Here is a 17,182-nt window from a genome sequence, read left to right on the forward strand (position 1 = left end):
ACTTTGGGTTGTGTAAGATTAGTTTACAACAAAGCGCTCCATGAAAGAACTCAGGCTTGGTATCAACGACAAGAAAGAATCGATTACGCTCAAACATCTTCTCTGTTGACTGCCTGGAAAAAACAAGAAGAGTTAGATTTCTTAAACGAAGTCAGTTGTGTCCCCTTGCAACAGGGGTTAAGACACCTACAAACCGCATTTACTAACTTTTTTGCCGCGCGTGCCAAATATCCCAACTTCAAGAAAAAACACCAAGGGGGTAGTGCGGAATTTACCAAATCGGCCTTCAAGTTCAAAGAAGGTAAAATCTATTTAGCCAAATGTAAAAACCCCTTAGCCATTCGTTGGTCTCGTCAAATCCCATCCGGTTGTATGCCCAGTTCTGTAACAGTAAAACTGCATCCGTCAGGACGTTGGCATATTTCCATTAGATTTGATGACCCCACCATTAAACCCTTACCTGCCAAGGATAAAGCAGTAGGTATTGACTTAGGAATTAGCAGCCTGTTAACAACCAGTGAGGGAGATAAAATAGCTAACCCCAAACCCTTAAAGAAACACTACCGTAAGTTAAGGAGACTTCAAAAAAGCTTATCAAGAAAACAGAAAGGCTCTCACAATAGATATAAGGCCAGAGTAAAACTGGCTAGAGTTCACCAGAAAATCACCGATACCCGAACTGACCATTTACATAAGCTAACCACTCAACTGGTGCGCGAAAACCAAACGATAGTCGTTGAGGACTTAGCAGTGAAGAACATGGTCAAAAACCGGAAGTTGGCACAAGCGATATCTGACGCAAGTTGGGGAGAGTTGACTCGACAACTGTCCTATAAATGCCGATGGTATGGCAGAAACTACATTGAGATAGATAGGTGGTTCCCTAGTTCAAAACGGTGTAGTAATTGCGGGCATGTCGTGGAAAAAATGCCGTTAAATATTCGGCAATGGGAATGCCTTAAGTGTGGAATACACCACGATCGCGACATTAACGCCAGTAAAAATATTTTGGCCGCAGGGCTTGCGGTGTCAGTCTGTGGAGCGAGTGTAAGACCAGAGCAGAGCAAATCTGTGAAGGCAACTGCGAAGAAACAGAAACCTAAATCGTGAGGTTTAGGAATCACCGTGGCTTCAGCCCGGTGAGGATGTCAACTAACGTTAAGAACATTGGGACGCTTAGATCCAGAAGAGGGATAATAGGGAAACCATGGAACTGTAGACTATTTATCCTAATGGAGGGAAATCATGGAACCTCTTTCTCTAATTATGGCCGCCTTAGTTGCCGGTGCAGCCAAAGCGGCCGGTGATGCTGCACCCGATGCCTATCAAGGACTCAAGGCCTTGATAAAACGCAAATTTGGCGGAGAACCCAAGGCCGAAATGGTGTTAGAAGAACATGAGAGCGACCCGGAAACCTATGAAGCCCCTTTGAAGAAAAAGCTACTCGAAGCCGGAGCCGATCGGGATCAAGAAATTCTCGCGGCTGCTCAAAAACTGCTCGATGAGATGGAGTCGAAAGAGTCAACCCCTGGCAGTTTCCAGACCACATTTCAAGGGGAGGTAAAAGGAGCGCAAGTTGGGAGCAATAACCAACAAACCAATACATTTAGGTGAATTCATGTTTGACGTGCTGGGATTGGGCGGGTTCACAGGATTGATCGTGGGTAGCCTAAACATAGCTAAACCCGCCCACCTCAGCGATTACACCCATTGTTTCGGCTGTCGCTGACATGAAAATTGTTAATTGTTCATTGTTCATTGTTCATTGAAATAGGGCTGTGCTTAAATAGCGATCGCCTCCACTCGGTTGAATCACCGCAATCATCTGCCCCTGATGTTCTGGACGTTGGGCAACTTGCAGCGCCGCATAAACCGCCGCTCCCGTAGAAATCCCACTCAGAATACCCTCTTCCTTCGCTAGACGGCGACCGATATCATAGGCTTGTTCCTCAGAAATGCCCATCACCTCATCAATCAAATCTACCCGCAGGACATCAGGGATAAAGCCCGCGCCAATACCTTGAAGATTATGGACACTCGGTTTCTCTCCCCTTAAAACCGCGCTGGTTTTCGGCTCGATTGCCACAATTTTGAGCAATGGTTTCTTTTTCTTCAAATAGCGACCTGCTCCTGTCAGGGTTCCCCCCGTCCCCACACCCACCACCAACACATCCAGCTTACCCTCCGTATCTGACCACAATTCCGGCCCGGTGGTTTGATAATGGATTTTCGGGTTAGCAGGATTACTAAACTGTTGGGGAGAAAAGGCATTAGGGGTACTTGCCAGCAACTCATTCGCCCGTTGAATGGCTCCTGCCATATCCAAATGACTGGGAGTCAAAACCACCTCTGCCCCATAAGCCCTCACCATCTGTTGACGCTCCCGGCTCATATTCTCCGGCATCGTCAGAATTAAGCGATAGTTTTTCGCCGCGCAAACCATAGCCAACCCTATCCCCGTATTGCCGGATGTGGCTTCAATAATCGTCGAAACCCCAGGGGTAATCAGTCCCGCTTGTTCCGCTTCCGTAATCATGCTGAGGGCAATGCGATCTTTAACTGATTTAGCGGGATTAAGTCCCTCTAATTTCAATACAATCTCGGCTTGACAATTAAACTGTTTTGGCAAGTGGCGCAAATGGACTAGGGCCGTTGCGCCAATCAGTTCGGTAATGTTTTGGTAAATACGCATGAACAATTAACAATTAACAATTAACAATTAACAATTAACAATTTTCATATCGGTGAGAGCCGAAAAAATTAAAAATGGGTTTAGGTTGTTGGTTAGGGGATGCTGTCAGGGTTTATAACAGCAGTTGGAAAAAGATGAAAGTTAATGCGACCATCAGGAATAGATGGGGTAGGTTGCTCCAGAGCGGACGTTGAGTAATTTTGAACAGGGGATAGATGCTCAAGGCGATCGCCGCCAACAGCACCGCCCCTTGCAAAAAGGCCGCCACATCCCCACTCCAGGTTAGCACCGGCCAACCCGCACCAGAGAAGCCAAATGTGCGAGCCATCACCGGTAACAGTTGCCCGGCTTCCGTCATCGCCGCCGGGATATAATGGGCTAAATTCGCCCCCAACGTCATCGGTAAATAAGCATAAATAGTAACCAAATAGGGGGGCATTTCCCGGTCAAAGAAGCGGGCGATCCCATGAACGCTATAAGTTAAAACCCAAGGAATACTCAGCAACAACAGCACCACTGGCAAAGCCATAAACCAGGGTTGTCCCACAATCAGAGTGTTATCGAGACCAAAAAAGCCTAGAACTTTGTCAGCAGAATGCATAAACACCCCACCAAACAGCAGCAGCAGTAGTGCCACCTCTGCCCAAAACGGCTGGTGATTTTCCAATAAATCTGCCGCCACAAACCGCACATTCAACTGTACGGAGCGATTCGGACAAGCCTTTAAGCAAGTCATACACAACACACAATCCCGGTTATCCCGCAGTTGAGCTGGGTGGGAATAGAGGGGACAACCCCCGGTTGCTTGTCCCTCATTCGGTAGGGAGTCAGGAAAGGTAACCGGAGTCGCATCACTGCCTTTGTAACAGCCAAACGTGCTACATTGACTGCCGCAAATTTGCTGAGTCGATCGCAGCTCCGTCAAAGCCAGTTTAGCAAACATGCCATTCATGCCGCCAATGGGACAGAGATAGCGACACCACAAACGGCGCTCGTAAATCAGGCTACAAATCACTGCCCCTGCGGTAATAATCAGCAATAAATCAGACGAGAGATGGGGCGTATGGGGCAAATCTGCCAGTTTCTCCCAGAGATAAATGGCCACAAAACCGGCCCAAAGTAGCCAGGCTCCCCAGCGATTCATCCATTTAGTTGGCCAAGGGAGCAGTTGACGGGGCCAAATCCACAGGGATATTTTTCTGATCCATTCTCCCGTCACCATAAACGGACAAACGGCGCACCACAAGCGACCAATAATAGGAAAGAGCAACAGATAAAACGGCCACCACCAGGCCCAAAAGAGATTAAGCGTCACGCTAGAGTCGCGGGTTTGGGGGCCCAGATAACCCATGAGGGTGACGGGGATAAACAGGAGCATCACAATTACCCAGAAGCGTTCCGGCCACCAATCACTGAGCAGAAATCGACGCAACCAGGGCAGTTGATTGAGTAAATCGACCCGAAAGGCATTTTTTTTCGATTCAACCGACCAGAGGACTTGTTCGGGAATAATATCTTGTTCGGGGGGAGTCATGACCACCGCCCGTTTAAGGATACTTTCGAGTTCAGCAATGTTGGCGGGGTAGTCGTAGCTAATCAGACGGCGTAAATCCGCTTGATTGAGGTTCAGGCGCGATCGCTGAGTTTCTTGGCAATATTTATCCAGGAAATAACGGGCAAATTGAGGGATATCCAGTTTGCGCTGTTTCAGGGAGGAGAGTTTGATCGAGTGACTGGGGATATCCCCCAGGGAGAGGGAGGAGGGACTACTGAGGATCAACCGTACCCAGGACTGGATCGGGGGGCCTTCAGGGTTAGGATGAATCGTGTTGGTTTGCAGATAGTGCAACAGGCGATCGCGGTCTTTTTGGCTCAGAAGCTGATAATTGGCAATTAACAGGGTTCCTCGCTCCAGTAGTTCAATTACCCCCAATTGTTGACCCACTAGGCCAAAAAGATTATCTGTATTTAGGGCCCCGCTCTCGTCACGGGGAAGTAAAGCACAGTCGAGTTCAGCCCAGGGATGGTCTTTAATCCCCGAATGGTGATGAATATAGCCCGCGATAAAGGTTTTTCCGCCTCCGGGAGGGGATTGGAGCTGGATCGGTTTCAGGTCTTGGGTTGCTTTTTCAATCTGTGCGGCTAGTTTTTGGCTGACTTTACTTTTGCCAATAATCAGGTTATCCGTGGGAATGGGACGGATAAACGGTTGTAGTCCTTGGATACGCCGTTGTTCCGTGGCGATGCGATTAGCAAAGTGGTTTAAGTCTTGAGCCAGAAAGGTATTGACGGCTTTTTCAATGGGAGGATATTGGTTGGTGAGCTGCTCAAAGTCGGTTTGACTGAGAAACCAGAGTTCACTTTTGGCGATCGCCACAGCATTCGTATTGTAGGTTGCTGTGGTTTCGTTAAGTGCCAAGGGAATATAGCCAAACAGTTCCCCCGCACTGTAATAGCGAATATGAGTTTTCCCCACCAGGGAAGAGCGATAAATCTCCACCGAACCCCATTTGATCAGGTATAACCCAATCGGTTCTAGACCTTCATGATAGATTTCCTGGTTAGGTTCGACTTTGAGTAAACGTAGGGATTGGGCGATCGCCTCAATCACTCCATCGCTCAATTGCCCCCATACTCGATGGAAGCTTAACCAGTCGATACCCTCTGCAATCTCGGTTTCTGCTAGAGATACATCTTGCTCTGGATGGGGCTGTAATGGGAGGAGTGAACTGGGAATCATGCTACAGCGCTTCGCGCGGTAATGGGTAATGGGTAATAGATAAACTATTATAATATAGTTATTCAGTTATAGGAAGCAGCGATCGCCGGCCCTCCCCCACTACAAGCTATTATTAGAGTGCCTATTCCCCATTCCCTATTCCCAAGTAGAATAGTGATTAGTATCTGGCCGAGTAGATTGAGAGGTAAGCCGACATCCTTTGCCAGTGAACTATGCTTGAGAGTTGAGGATTTGTTTGCTTGGTTATTGGATTAGATGAGGCGTTAGATGTGCTGTCCTACCATCCTGGTGACGATCGCTTTGATGCCGTAAGTGTTGAATTTGGGCAAATGAGTTCTAGGAGTGTCCTTACCTTTCAAAGCGAGGAGTGCGAGCATCTTGCTCGCTGCCTTTCAAAGTGAGGAGTGCGGGCATCTTGCTCGCAGCCTTTCAAAGCGAGGAGTGCGGGCATCTTGCTCGCTGCCTTTCAAAGTGAGGAGTGCGAGCATCTTGCTCGCTGCCTTTCTCTAGCGAGGAGTGCGAGCAAGATGCTCGCTACCTTTCTCTAGCGAGGAGTGCGAGCATCTTGCTCGCTGCCTTTCTCTAGCGAGGAGTGCGAGCATCTTGCTCGCTGCCTTTCTCTAGCGAGCAAGATGCTCGCATTCCTAAAGCACCAAATTAGCTGTGTCACAGCACTACAACTCTCTCATTACTCATTACTCATTACTCAAGAAAGGATAAACCAAGGGTGAAACCGCGCTCAAGCTATTACGATTTAATTCCTTATCTGCGCCAAGAGTGGCAAACGATCGCCCAAGCTCTGTTTTGTACGCTTGTGTTTACCGGCTTTTGGCCGATTTTGGCCCAACTCGCGGGCGAGATCGCGGAGTTGATTAGCCAAGGTTTAGTGGTGGAAATTGCCCAAGTTGCGGCGATCGCGGCTGGGGTGTTTCTCTTGCGAGGCTTGGCACAATATGGGCAAGATGCTCTCATGGCTAAAGCCGCGTTTCTGATTGCCCGCGACTTACGGCAAGAAGTCTATCGCCATTTGCATCGCCTCAGTTTAGATTACTTTGAAACGGCCAAAACCGGCGATTTATCCTATCGACTCACAGAAGATGTGGATCGTATTGGCGAAGCCATTAACAAGATTTTTCACCAGTTTCTGCCCAGCATTCTCCAGCTTATTGTCGTCATTGGCTACATGGTTTACATTAACTGGCAGCTTACCCTAGCCGTAGCTATTGTCGCCCCCTTAATGGCTCTTTTGGTGGGATGGTTTGGGGAAAAGTTGCTTCAGTATTCCCGCCGCAGCCAAAATCGAGTATCAGATTTGGCTTCTTTAATCTCCGAAGTTTTGGGAGGCATTCGTTTGGTGCAAGCCTTTGGTGCTGCTGATTATGAAGTCGAGCGCTTTAGTTTAGAAGCGGAACGCAATCGCCGCGCTAAGTATAATGCCGAACGATTGAAGGCGATTCAGTTTCCCGTGGTGGGTTTTCTAGAAGCCATGAGCATCATCTTCCTGTTGTTTTTGGGCGGATGGCAAATTCAACAGGGAAACTTGACCGGGAATGGCTTCTTGCGCTATGTAGTGGCAACGGCGATGCTGATCGATCCCATTTCCTTTGCCACCAGTAATTTTAATGAATTTAAGCAAGCCGAAGCCTCCGTAGACCGGGTATTTGAGTTAATGAAAATTGCGCCCCAGGTGGTGGAGAGTCCAGAGGCGATCGCCTTACCCAGAGTCGGGGGAACCGTAGAATACAACCAAGTTTATTTTGCCTACGATCGCCACAAACCCGTCTTACAGGGTCTCAATTTTCAGGCCAAACCCGGCCAAGCGATCGCCCTCGTGGGGCCTTCAGGCGCAGGTAAAACCACCCTCGTCAACCTGCTCCTACGATTTTATGATGTGCAGAGCGGTGAAATTCTCATTGATGGGGTCGATATTCGTAAAGTGACGTTAAACTCCCTGCGGCAACAAATCAGCATCGTACCCCAAGAAACGATCCTCTTTTCCGGTACAGTCGCCCAAAATATTGCCTTTGGTCAAAAAGACTTCGATCTTGGGCAAGTCGAAGAAGCGGCTAAAATTGCCAATGCTCACCAGTTTATCGAGCAACTGCCCGAAGGCTATCAGACTTGGATGGGAGAGCGAGGAATGACGTTATCGGGGGGACAACGGCAACGGGTGGCGATCGCCCGTGCCGTCTATCTCAATCCTCGCATCTTAATTCTTGATGAAGCCACCTCTGCCCTAGACTCAGAATCAGAGAGCCTAGTACAAGAAGCCCTAGAGCGAGTCATGAACAATCGTACCGTCTTTATTATTGCCCACCGGTTAGCCACCGTGCGCCGAGCCGATCGCATCTTAGTGGTTGAACAAGGACAAATTGTCGAGTCTGGAACCCATCAGGAACTCTTGGATAAAGGCGATCGCTATGCTCTTTTTCATGCACGCCAATTCAATTAATGTAGGTCATGGGTAATAGGTAATGGGTAATTGTCGCTCTCCCTATCTCCCTCTTGCCTTACCCACTACAGAGACTCTAGATAACTCAACAGATCCGCCATCACTTGGGGACTCGGCTGGAACTGGGGCATCGGGGGGGTTTTACCACTGATCACTTGTTCGACTAAACGGCGCTTCGACTTATGTTCCGATACTCCTTGCAAGCTTGGCCCCACTTTGCCCTTAGCTTCCAAACCATGACATCCGGCGCAATTCATTTGGAAAATCGCATGACCCTGAATGCGATCGCCTTCTAAGGCCAAGACTTCCCTCAAGTAGGGAGAGGGTTGATCCAAGTACCCAATGGTGAAGCCCAAAAGCCCCATAATCAAGACAACCAGCACCACCAAACCCCACAAGCGTTTACTCAAGAGGGGATCGGAGTTAGGACGATCCAACGTTTTATCACTAAACTGTTTAACCAATGGGTTTAAATGGAGAAGACGGTATTTGGAGAAATATGAATATTTAATAACATACTAATAACATAACTTAAAATTTCACAACTCCCACAAAGGGTGGGTGTACTCAATTCTGGGTCTTCCGATTAAAATCTTGGATAAACCCGCCCCAAAGCGAGACCCGATCTAGTCAAACTCAAGAGAACACGCTAGGTTATATCTGTCTCTGAAGCGATCCACAAGGGCGATCGCCTATAAATTTAGGGCTACCCTTCCGAGTTCATGTGAAACCCGAAGTGTAACCCCCTAGCGGTTCTTGCTTCCTGGATAGGAAGGAATCTATGCCGCCAGTAGGCTATTGACGTTTACGATGAAGATACAACGCTGAACCAGCGCGATTTCGCTTATGGAAGGATCTTTTGAAATTACCCTCCTGATTATTCTCACGGTGATGGCCGGGATTAGTGCCCAAGTGCTGGCGGATTTTCTGCGCGTACCGGCGATCGTCTTTCTGTTGCCCTTTGGGATTTTGTTAGGGCCAGATGGGTTGGGTTTAATTGACACTCAAATTTTAGGTATTGGTATTGAAGTGATTGTAGCCCTTTCGGTTGCCCTGATTTTGTTTGAAGGGGGACTGAATCTGGAGCTGCGTGATTTGGGCAAAGTGTCCGGAAGTCTGCGGAATCTGGTTACCATTGGTACTTTAATTACCTTGATTGGTGGGGGAATCTGTGCCCATTATTTGGCTGAATTTCCTTGGGGGCTTGCCTTTTTATATGCCTCGTTGGTCGTGGTGACGGGGCCGACGGTGATTTCTCCTTTACTAAAGCATGTGAAAGTGCAGCGCCCCGTGGCCGCCCTGTTGGAAGGAGAAGGGGTCTTAATTGACCCGGTGGGGGCGATTTTGGCGGTGGTGGTTCTGGATATTATCCTCAATGGGGATGCCGATCCCATCTCTATTATTAGCGGCTTGTTGTTGCGTCTGGGTATTGGGGGGGCGATCGGTGCTTTGGGGGGCTGGCTCCTGGGTTGGTTTCTCAAACGCAGTCAGTTTTTGTCAGAAGACTTAAAAAATTTAGTGGTTTTGGCTGGGTTGTTAGGCCTATTTGGTATTGCCCAAACCATCCGCTCCGAAGCGGGATTAATGGCTACCGTAGTCTCTGGGATTGTGTTGCGGGGGTCTTCCCTACCAGAGGAGCGCTTATTACGGCGGTTTAAGGGCCAATTAACTATGTTGGCGGTTTCAGTCCTCTTTATTCTTTTAGCCGCCGATTTATCGATCGCCAGTATCTTTGCCCTAGGTTGGGGCAGTGTCTGGACAGTCTTGATGTTAATGTTCGTGATCCGACCCCTGAATATTTGGGTCTGCACCTGGCCAAGCGACATGAATTGGCGACAAAAGTTATTTTTGGGTTGGATCGGCCCCAGAGGGATTGTTTCAGCCTCCGTTGCTTCGTTATTCTCAATTTTATTGACCCAACGGGGCATTAGTGGGGGAGATGCCATTAAAGCCTTGGTGTTTTTGACCATTATCATGACCGTCTTATGTCAAGGGCTAACGGCGGGATGGTTCGCCAACTTACTGCACATCACCTCCACCAAAGCCACGGGAGCAGTCATTGTCGGCATTAGTCCCTTGAGTCGCTTAATAGCGCGTTTATTTGAGGAACAAGGGGAGTCTGTGGTTCTGATCGATACAAATACGGAAGCCTGCCGTCAAGCGGAGGCCGAAGGGTTGCGAGTGTTTGTCAGTAGCGCCCTCGATACGGCAGTTTTGGAGGAAGCGGGACTCGCTTCCATGGGGACATTTTTGGCCATGACCAATAATGGTGAGGTGAATTTTGTCTTGGCTCAACGGGCGGTAGAAGAGTTCGATCCCCCCAGGGTGTATGCGGTTTTTCCCCGTGATTCCCAAGGACAGCAACATTCTAAGAGTCCCCAGAAAATTGCCCAGGCGTTTATTCCCCATTTACCGATTAAGATTTGGAATCAGTATGTGGATGAGGGGAAGGTGAAGTTGGGGGTTACTACCCTGAAGGCAGAAGGGTTAGGGTTTCAACAAGCCCATTTACAAGCGCTGATCCGGGCTGGGGAGTTGGTTCCCATTTTGTTCTCTAGGGATGGACGCTTGGAAGTGATGCCAGCTTCACAAGAGTGGCGCAGTGGCGATCTGATTATTTATTTGCTCCACGATCCCAGACCTGCTCTGTTGAAACGTTTGTCAGGGGCTTCCCAGGCAAAGCGATTATCGGTGGAGCGCTTGCCGGAAGTGGAGGAAATCCCCCTGACGAAAAAGGAACCGGAAAAGATTTTAGGTGCTGTCCCGGCTGAATCGAAACCGGAGCAGGTTGCAGAGACTAAGGCTAAGGTGGGATAGGGATGGAGAGGATGGGGAGAAATGACCCATTACCCATTACCGGTTACCGCGCGAAGCGCCCTAATGTCAAGAATCATAACGGTTTTATCGATGAATTATTAAATATTTTTTCAGGAATATACCAGCTCTGAGAAGGTTAGGGTTCAATAGAGATAGTAAGGAATTTACACGAACAAAGGATTGGGCCCATTGCACGTAAGGACTTAAGGCTATGAAACGACCTTCACAACTCACGCGGTTGATCTGGGATTTTTATCGCGAAAATCAAGGGGAATTAAGGTGTTTGCTCCCTTTGGCTCGATGTCAAGTGTTTAGACGGTGGGGGGTGTTACATATTCGCTGTTTTAATCGGGAGATGGCGGATAAGATCGCTAAGGTCTATGCTTTGATTCGTGAACCGGTGATCCAATTGAGGTTAGCCCACACGATTAAAATTCAAGTGGATCAGCGATCTATCGCGGTGGTTGATGTGCCTTCGGGAGAGTTAATTGCTTGAGTTTTCGGCTGTTGCCGACATGAATAGGCTGAGTTAATGGTGGGAAAATGGATAGGCTGGTTTCTTGGATTTAGTTTAGGGGCGATCGCCGTTATCGGATTGAGTTTAATTCCGCAAACGGCTCCCCAGACTCCGATCGCTCATTGTGGAACCATTCAGGTGACGAGCTATCCTCCCTTAACTGAAGTTCCTGAAAATGGCGATCGCCCCAGGGATGCCCAGCCTTATCGCCCTCAACTATACCTGAATGGGGTTTGGGACTTTCAACCGGCGATCGCGACTTCTCCCACTCCCCCCCAAAGTAATTGGGGCAAAATTCGCGTTCCTGGGGACTGGCGGCGGGAAAATGCCAAATCAGTCCCCGGTATCCTTTCCCGTGGCACAGGCAATCCTTGGAGGGGCTTTAACGGAGAAACTTTAGCCCAGGCTTGGTATCAAAAACAGGTCAATATTCCTCCTGAGTGGCAAGGACGCAGAATTCTCCTCAGTTTGGAACGGGTTAGCACGGATGCTAATTTGTATGTTAATAATCAAGCTTGTGGTGCAGTCAATTGGCCCTATGGTGCTGTGGATATCACTTCAGTTGTTAATCCTGGACAAAATAATAATCTCAGTTTATTGGTTCGTTCCATTCCAGATGATGATAAAACTGTGATTATGGGGCCCAATGAAATTTACACCACCGAGGCCAAATTAGCTGCTCGTGGTTTGATTGGCGAAGTGAGATTGTTAAGTATTCCTCAAGGTGCATTTATTAGCGATGTCTTCGTGCAGCCTTCAACTCGAAAGAAACAAGTCACAGTTGATGTTGAACTCACGGATATTACCCAAGCGGGTTCAGTGGAGATTACAGCGACAATGCTCGATGAACAGGGAAAGATAGAGCGAGAATTTACAACGACACAAAATGTTAAATCCCAATCTGTGCAAACTCTAAACTTAACCTGGAATTGGGACAACCCTCGATTATGGGATGTGGAACAGCCAAATTTATATACTCTGCGATTGCAAGTGAAGGGAGAAGGAATTGAAGATACCTACGATCAATCATTTGGGTTCCGAGAATTTTGGATTGAAGGCAAAAAGTTTTACTTAAATGGGACAGAAATACGCCTACGTCCTGTTTATCATAATGATAATTGGCAAGGTTGGGCGGTCGGTATCCCAGAAGTTATGGATAACATGATTGAGGGATATCAAGAATCGGGTTTTAATATCGCTGAAGTTTGGCCCTGGAATCATGATGAACGGGGGCGATGGCATTTTCGTGAGTTGTTCTCGGAACGGGCTGATTTGAAAGGATTTCCGATTATGGCTCCTGCTTTAGATGCAGGGATTAGTGGCTATGCTTTGAAGTGGCGTAAACCAGAAGGTAAAAGACTCTGGGAATCTAGGATGGTGACTGAATTACGTCGATATCGCAATCATCCTTCGATTTTAATGTGGGCGAATAGTCCGAATTTTTTTGCCCCTAAAGGGGACGATCAAAATCCTCGAAGACTCGGTAAACGTAAGGTAGAAGGAACGCTAGGTCAAAAATGGGATAGACGCTGGAGAGAGCGTAAAACTATTGGTGAAGATGTGGTCAAAACGATTAAAGAGTATGACCGGACTCGACCGGTTTTGATTCATAATGGAGCGGCGATCGGGGATGTGTATGCGCTCAATTCTTATCTGAATTTAATTCCTCTACAAGAGCGAGAAGAATGGCTCTCGAATTGGGTTGAAGAGGGGGATATGCCTTATATGGTGGTGGAGTTTGGGACTCCTTTGCATGGGGTGATGATGCGCGGAAGATATGGATTGTTAGAGGGGTCAGAGTTTGAACCGTTGATGACGGAATATAGTGCCATTTATTTGGGCAAGAAAGCCTATGATTTAGAAACTTCTGCTTATCGTTCTCAAATTCGCCAGAAATTTGTTAAAGATCAGGTTTATGAGAGTTGGCACTTTAACCCAGAATTGGATTTTGCACCAGCGTTTCAGGAACTGCAATCTTTGTTTAGTTCCCACACTTGGCGCAGTTGGAGAATTTGGGGAATTACTGGGGGAATGATTCCTTGGCATGATGGCCATGGTTGGCAAGTTTCTGAAGAGGGCAAGGAAAGGGTTTCTTGGGGGGCTTTTGAGTCGGGCGATCGCGGAGTTTATCTAGAAAAAATTCCCAAGTATTTCCAGAGTTATTTTCAATCTCCTGGTTTTAACATTTATCCCGGAGGTGAAGCAATTTTGGCCAATAATGGCCCGACTTTGGCCTGGATTGCTGGGGAATCGGGGAATTTTGTCTCAAAGGATCGTAGTTATGAGGGACAGAGTGTTCTGAAGAAGCAAGTGGTGCTGATTAATGATACCCGCGAGTCGAAATTCTTTTCTTTTGAATGGGAAGTTAAGGTGGGTAATAGGGTGGTGGAAAGTGGGGAAAATCAAGGACAGATCGCCTCGGCGAAAACGCTGTTTTTCCCGATTGAGGTGACTTTACCGAGGGTCGAGGGGAAAGTGGATGGAGCGATCGCGTTGCAAGCTCAGGTGGGGAGCGATCGCCATCAAGACAAGTTTGAGTTTCGGGTGTTTTCCGGGTCTTCTGAGCAAAATTTACCACAGATCGCCATCTTCGATCCGGTGGGAAAAACCACGCAGATGCTGACAGGGTTGGGTTATCGGGTAACGCCTTGGGATGGTTTCCAGACTTCTGACTTAGTGGCGATCGCCAGAGAAGCCTTATCCACACAGGCAGAGTCCACGCTTAAGGAACTATTAGCCCAATTAGAACCCTTTGTTGAGAAGGGGGGAAGAGTTATGATCTTTACCCAAAATCCTCAATGGATTCACGGTACTCTAGGGTTCCGTGTCGCTCCCCATCTGAGTCGTCGAGTGTTTCCGCTTCAAGAGAATCATCCCCTGCTGCAAGGGTTGGATAGCATGGATTTGCGGGACTGGAGAGGGGAGAGTACCCTAGTTGAGGCTTATCCCGATACAACGAAGACGGAGATTAAGCGCAGTCCCCCCCGTAACTTGCCTTGGTATGGTTGGCATTGGGGGAATCAGGGAGTGGTCAGTAGTGCATCCCTAGAAAAACCCCATCGCAGTTCTTGGCGACCGATTTTAGAGTCTGAGTTTGATTTAGCCTATAGTCCCTTGATGGAGTTAGACTATGGCCGAGGTCGTGTGATTTTGACGACTCTCGATTTTGAGGATGGGGTGAAGTCCGATCCAGCCGCTCGCAAGTTGTTACATCAGGCGATCGCCTATGCTGCTCAGGCTCCCCTATCTCCCAAAGCCCAACGGGTGGTTTTTATCGGGACTGATGCTCAGGCGCAACAATTAGACCAGTTGGGGGTAATGTATCAACGGTCAAATCAGCTCACTCCAGATGTAGATTTAGCCATTATTGGCTCGCAGGTGAGCTTAGAGGATGGCGCTATTCGTGAGTATTTACAGCAAGGGGGACGGCTATTTTTCTTGTCCAGAACCCCCCAGTCACCGAGGATTTTAGATCTAGAAATTGCCAATCAACCCCAGTTTTCCGGGTCTTTAGCGGTTCCCTCTTGGCCAGAAGCAGGTGGGTTAAGTGCATCGGATTTGCGATCGCGCACGGACTATTCAGCCAATTTAATTTCGTCTGGTGGTGAAATCAGTAGTGATGGGTTATTCAGTCGAGTGCAAATGGGTACAGGAGTTGCCATTTTTTGTCAACTCGATCCCCAAGGGTTGAATGCGGATCGGTTCACCTATTTTCGCTATACACGCTGGCGACACACCAGGGCAATCAGCCAAATTTTAGCCAATTTAGGGGCGAGTTTCCGAGCGGATGGGGCACTATTTGCCAATCTGCAAAAACCACCTAAACGGGTGCATTTATCGGAACCAGTAGACAGTGAGTTTTACCATCCTGACTATCGAACGGATTTTGAGTTGGGAGATGACCCTTACCGCTATTCTTTATGGTAATTGTCGATAATCTCTGCAAAGAGATTAAGATAATTTTGAGCTTGGATTTCTAGGGTAAATTCTTGTTCGACTTTCTGACGAGCGCGATCGCACAAATGCTGATAGCGCTCTCTGTTCTCTAATACCCAGCTCATACCCTGAGCGAGATCCTCAGTCTCAAAGGCTTGAGCTAAATAGCCATTCTGCTGATGCTCGATCATATCGGGCATTCCCCCAATTTTAAAGGCAACTGCTGGAGTCCCACAAGCGAGGGATTCCAGAATCGTATTGGGGAGATTATCTTGAATGGAAGGGGCAACAAACAGATCGACGGCCGCATAAATTAGGCTCAGAGCTAGATCGTCTTGAAATTTCCCTAAATAATGGGTTTTAAATCCTAAAGAGGGTTCTTGTTGGGGACGAGATGCGCCGAAAATTACCAGTTCAATTTTCTCTTTCCAATCCGATTGGCTCAGGTGCTGTAAGGCGGATTGCAGTAAGTGAAAGCCTTTGCGGGTATCGCTGGTGGCGTTGACTGCTCCAAACAAAACGAGATGTTTATCTTGAGGTAAGTTTAAGCGGTTTCTAGCATAGGTGCGATAATGCGACCCATCGCTGACGCGATCGCAGGGTTTATAAACCGTTGTATCTAAACCATTAGCAATCACTTCAATGCGCTTATCCCCAAACAAGCTACTTTTTCTCATGCAGTCTGCCAACCAGTGACTGGGACTAACCAACGTTAGAGGAAGGGTTTTCCAGGCTCGTTGTTTACGCTGCCAAACCCAACGAGATAAGTCGTGTTCTTTGGTACTATTGAGTTGAGGACATTGGCCGCACTCTTGGGTATAGCGATCGCACTCTTGCGTATAGTGACATCCACCCGTAAACCCCCACATATCATGACTCGTCCACACCAGAGGATAGGGTAATTTAGCCAGGGTTTCGATTTGCATAAATCCTTGACTAACCCAATGAACATTAACGATATCTGGCTCGAACTGCTTGAGTTGAGCCACAAGGCCATCGGGAACCCATTGGGTGGAAAATAAAGTAGATGGGCGATCGCGATACCGTTTTAACGGCAGTTTATCTAAGCTAGGTGCTAACTGAGAGAAAACTTTCTCAAAGCCAGAAGTGTTCAGGGAAACTGTATCACTTTTTTTCCCACTTCCCACCAACAATGAAGTCCGATCTTCCACCTTTTTCAGACCTTGATATAAGCGATAAACGGCAACATAGCCTCCCGCACCACTATCACCGCGACTCAGTAGTGTAATTTTCATTTTTTGATAAAAATACCATCCACTTGTAGCATTCTGCCGGTTTTAAGATCTGTAAAATCTGGACTGATTTGATGTAATTCATAGCCCATTTCTTCTAGCTTATCCAATGTCTCTCGCAAGAGAATTTGTCCTTCATACAAGGGGACGAGGGATAATTCTAATTGGATGGCTTTAATTTTAGATAAGTTTTCCGTCGCTCCTGCCAAAACTTGCATTTCAAATCCTTGTACATCTAACTTGAGAAAAGGGGCTTGAATCTCCTGGGTTAGATAATTGGCTGCCAGGCTATCTAATGTCCTCAAAGCGACCTTTTCTTGGTTAATATAAGCCGATTCTGGAGCCGCTTCCACATGGTCATCGAGCATTCCTAACACGGAACTACTGAGGGTATTAGCGGAAACATTAATCTCGATTTCTCCATTGCGATCGCCCAGAGCGCCTTGAGGGGCAATTTCCCATAAAGGATCGGATTGGCTTAAAGCTTGTAATTGATCGTGGCACTGGGATAGGGGTTCAAAGGATACGATTTTTCCGCCATAGCCAATTTCCCGCAAATACCGTGCATATTGCCCCTTATTGGCTCCCACATCGAAAATTAAATCAATTTGATGGTAGTCTAGCAAACGCTTGAGTCGGGCAACTTCAGAAATATCTGGAGAGAATTTGTGAAATTCTAATTCCCATCCTAAATTTCTAAAGGCTTGCTTGATTTGTTTTTTCATACATCTTAAACTAAAGATTGATAGAATCCAGACTATTATACTATACCCTT

The 17,182-nt window shown here is 47.5% G+C and carries 11 protein-coding genes; 6 read left to right on the forward strand and 5 right to left on the reverse strand.

What is annotated here, in order from left to right:
* On the forward strand, positions 1-1,110 hold a 1,110-nt coding region (locus PJF56_RS16950), incomplete at its 5' end, for an RNA-guided endonuclease InsQ/TnpB family protein (RefSeq protein WP_283763877.1).
* A gap of 135 nt (positions 1,111-1,245) precedes the next feature.
* Positions 1,246-1,614 carry a hypothetical protein gene (locus PJF56_RS16955; protein WP_283763878.1) on the forward strand — a complete coding sequence of 123 codons (369 nt, stop codon included), beginning with the start codon at positions 1,246-1,248 and terminating at the stop codon, positions 1,612-1,614.
* Positions 1,615-1,762: 148 nt separating this feature from the next.
* Here the strand turns inward: PJF56_RS16955 and cysK are convergent, their stop codons facing one another.
* Together cysK and PJF56_RS16965 are read right to left on the reverse strand one after the other, a co-directional pair.
* Positions 1,763-2,692 carry a cysteine synthase A gene (cysK, locus tag PJF56_RS16960; RefSeq protein ID WP_283763879.1) on the reverse strand — a complete coding sequence of 310 codons (930 nt, stop codon included), beginning with the start codon at positions 2,690-2,692 and terminating at the stop codon, positions 1,763-1,765.
* A gap of 112 nt (positions 2,693-2,804) precedes the next feature.
* Entirely contained in the window at positions 2,805-5,432 is a 2,628-nt protein-coding gene (locus PJF56_RS16965) for a cyclic nucleotide-binding domain-containing protein (RefSeq protein WP_283763880.1), read from the reverse strand.
* 727 nt (positions 5,433-6,159) lie between these two features.
* On the opposite strand from PJF56_RS16965, the gene PJF56_RS16970 reads away from it, so the two are divergent.
* Positions 6,160-7,884: an ABC transporter ATP-binding protein gene (locus tag PJF56_RS16970; protein ID WP_283763881.1), complete on the forward strand. Its 1,725-nt coding sequence runs from the start codon at positions 6,160-6,162 to the stop codon at positions 7,882-7,884.
* Positions 7,885-7,949: 65 nt separating this feature from the next.
* Here PJF56_RS16970 and PJF56_RS16975 read toward each other — a convergent pair whose 3' ends face one another.
* The gene (locus PJF56_RS16975; protein WP_430540896.1) at positions 7,950-8,249 is read right to left on the reverse strand and encodes a c-type cytochrome; all 300 of its coding nucleotides are present in this window, start codon (positions 8,247-8,249) and stop codon (positions 7,950-7,952) included.
* A gap of 481 nt (positions 8,250-8,730) precedes the next feature.
* On the opposite strand from PJF56_RS16975, the gene PJF56_RS16980 reads away from it, so the two are divergent.
* The 3 genes from PJF56_RS16980 to PJF56_RS16990 all read left to right on the forward strand — a co-directional run bounded on the left by PJF56_RS16980 (position 8,731) and on the right by PJF56_RS16990 (position 15,145).
* Complete coding sequence (locus PJF56_RS16980; protein WP_283763883.1) at positions 8,731-10,701, forward strand: cation:proton antiporter; 1,971 nt, start codon at positions 8,731-8,733, stop codon at positions 10,699-10,701.
* 211 nt (positions 10,702-10,912) lie between these two features.
* Entirely contained in the window at positions 10,913-11,197 is a 285-nt protein-coding gene (locus tag PJF56_RS16985) for a hypothetical protein (protein WP_283763884.1), read from the forward strand.
* 36 nt (positions 11,198-11,233) lie between these two features.
* Complete coding sequence (locus tag PJF56_RS16990) at positions 11,234-15,145, forward strand: glycoside hydrolase family 2 protein (protein ID WP_283763885.1); 3,912 nt, start codon at positions 11,234-11,236, stop codon at positions 15,143-15,145.
* On the opposite strand, the gene PJF56_RS16995 is transcribed toward PJF56_RS16990, so the two are convergent.
* The gene (locus PJF56_RS16995) at positions 15,130-16,410 is read right to left on the reverse strand and encodes a glycosyltransferase family 4 protein (RefSeq protein WP_283763886.1); all 1,281 of its coding nucleotides are present in this window, start codon (positions 16,408-16,410) and stop codon (positions 15,130-15,132) included. The genes PJF56_RS16990 and PJF56_RS16995 overlap by 16 nt on opposite strands.
* On the reverse strand, positions 16,407-17,132 hold the full coding sequence (locus PJF56_RS17000) for an FkbM family methyltransferase (RefSeq protein WP_283763887.1): 726 nt from the start codon (positions 17,130-17,132) through the stop codon (positions 16,407-16,409). The genes PJF56_RS16995 and PJF56_RS17000 overlap by 4 nt, the downstream gene beginning before the upstream one ends.
* Positions 17,133-17,182 lie beyond the last annotated feature (50 nt).

The sequence above is a fragment of the Roseofilum halophilum BLCC-M91 genome (assembly GCF_030068445.1).
Taxonomy (GTDB): domain Bacteria; phylum Cyanobacteriota; class Cyanobacteriia; order Cyanobacteriales; family Desertifilaceae; genus Roseofilum; species Roseofilum halophilum.

What these genes read in the sequence shown, in the direction of transcription:
- PJF56_RS16955 (WP_283763878.1), top strand. Translation starts at nt 1,246, where the DNA reads ATGGAACCTCTTTCTCTAATTATGGCCGCCTTAGTTGCCGGTGCAGCC.
- cysK (WP_283763879.1), bottom strand. Translation starts at nt 2,692, where the DNA reads ATGCGTATTTACCAAAACATTACCGAACTGATTGGCGCAACGGCCCTA.
- PJF56_RS16965 (WP_283763880.1), bottom strand. Translation starts at nt 5,432, where the DNA reads ATGATTCCCAGTTCACTCCTCCCATTACAGCCCCATCCAGAGCAAGAT.
- PJF56_RS16975 (WP_430540896.1), bottom strand. Translation starts at nt 8,249, where the DNA reads ATGGGGCTTTTGGGCTTCACCATTGGGTACTTGGATCAACCCTCTCCC.
- PJF56_RS16980 (WP_283763883.1), top strand. Translation starts at nt 8,731, where the DNA reads ATGGAAGGATCTTTTGAAATTACCCTCCTGATTATTCTCACGGTGATG.
- PJF56_RS16985 (WP_283763884.1), top strand. Translation starts at nt 10,913, where the DNA reads ATGAAACGACCTTCACAACTCACGCGGTTGATCTGGGATTTTTATCGC.
- PJF56_RS16990 (WP_283763885.1), top strand. Translation starts at nt 11,234, where the DNA reads ATGGTGGGAAAATGGATAGGCTGGTTTCTTGGATTTAGTTTAGGGGCG.
- PJF56_RS16995 (WP_283763886.1), bottom strand. Translation starts at nt 16,410, where the DNA reads ATGAAAATTACACTACTGAGTCGCGGTGATAGTGGTGCGGGAGGCTAT.
- PJF56_RS17000 (WP_283763887.1), bottom strand. Translation starts at nt 17,132, where the DNA reads ATGAAAAAACAAATCAAGCAAGCCTTTAGAAATTTAGGATGGGAATTA.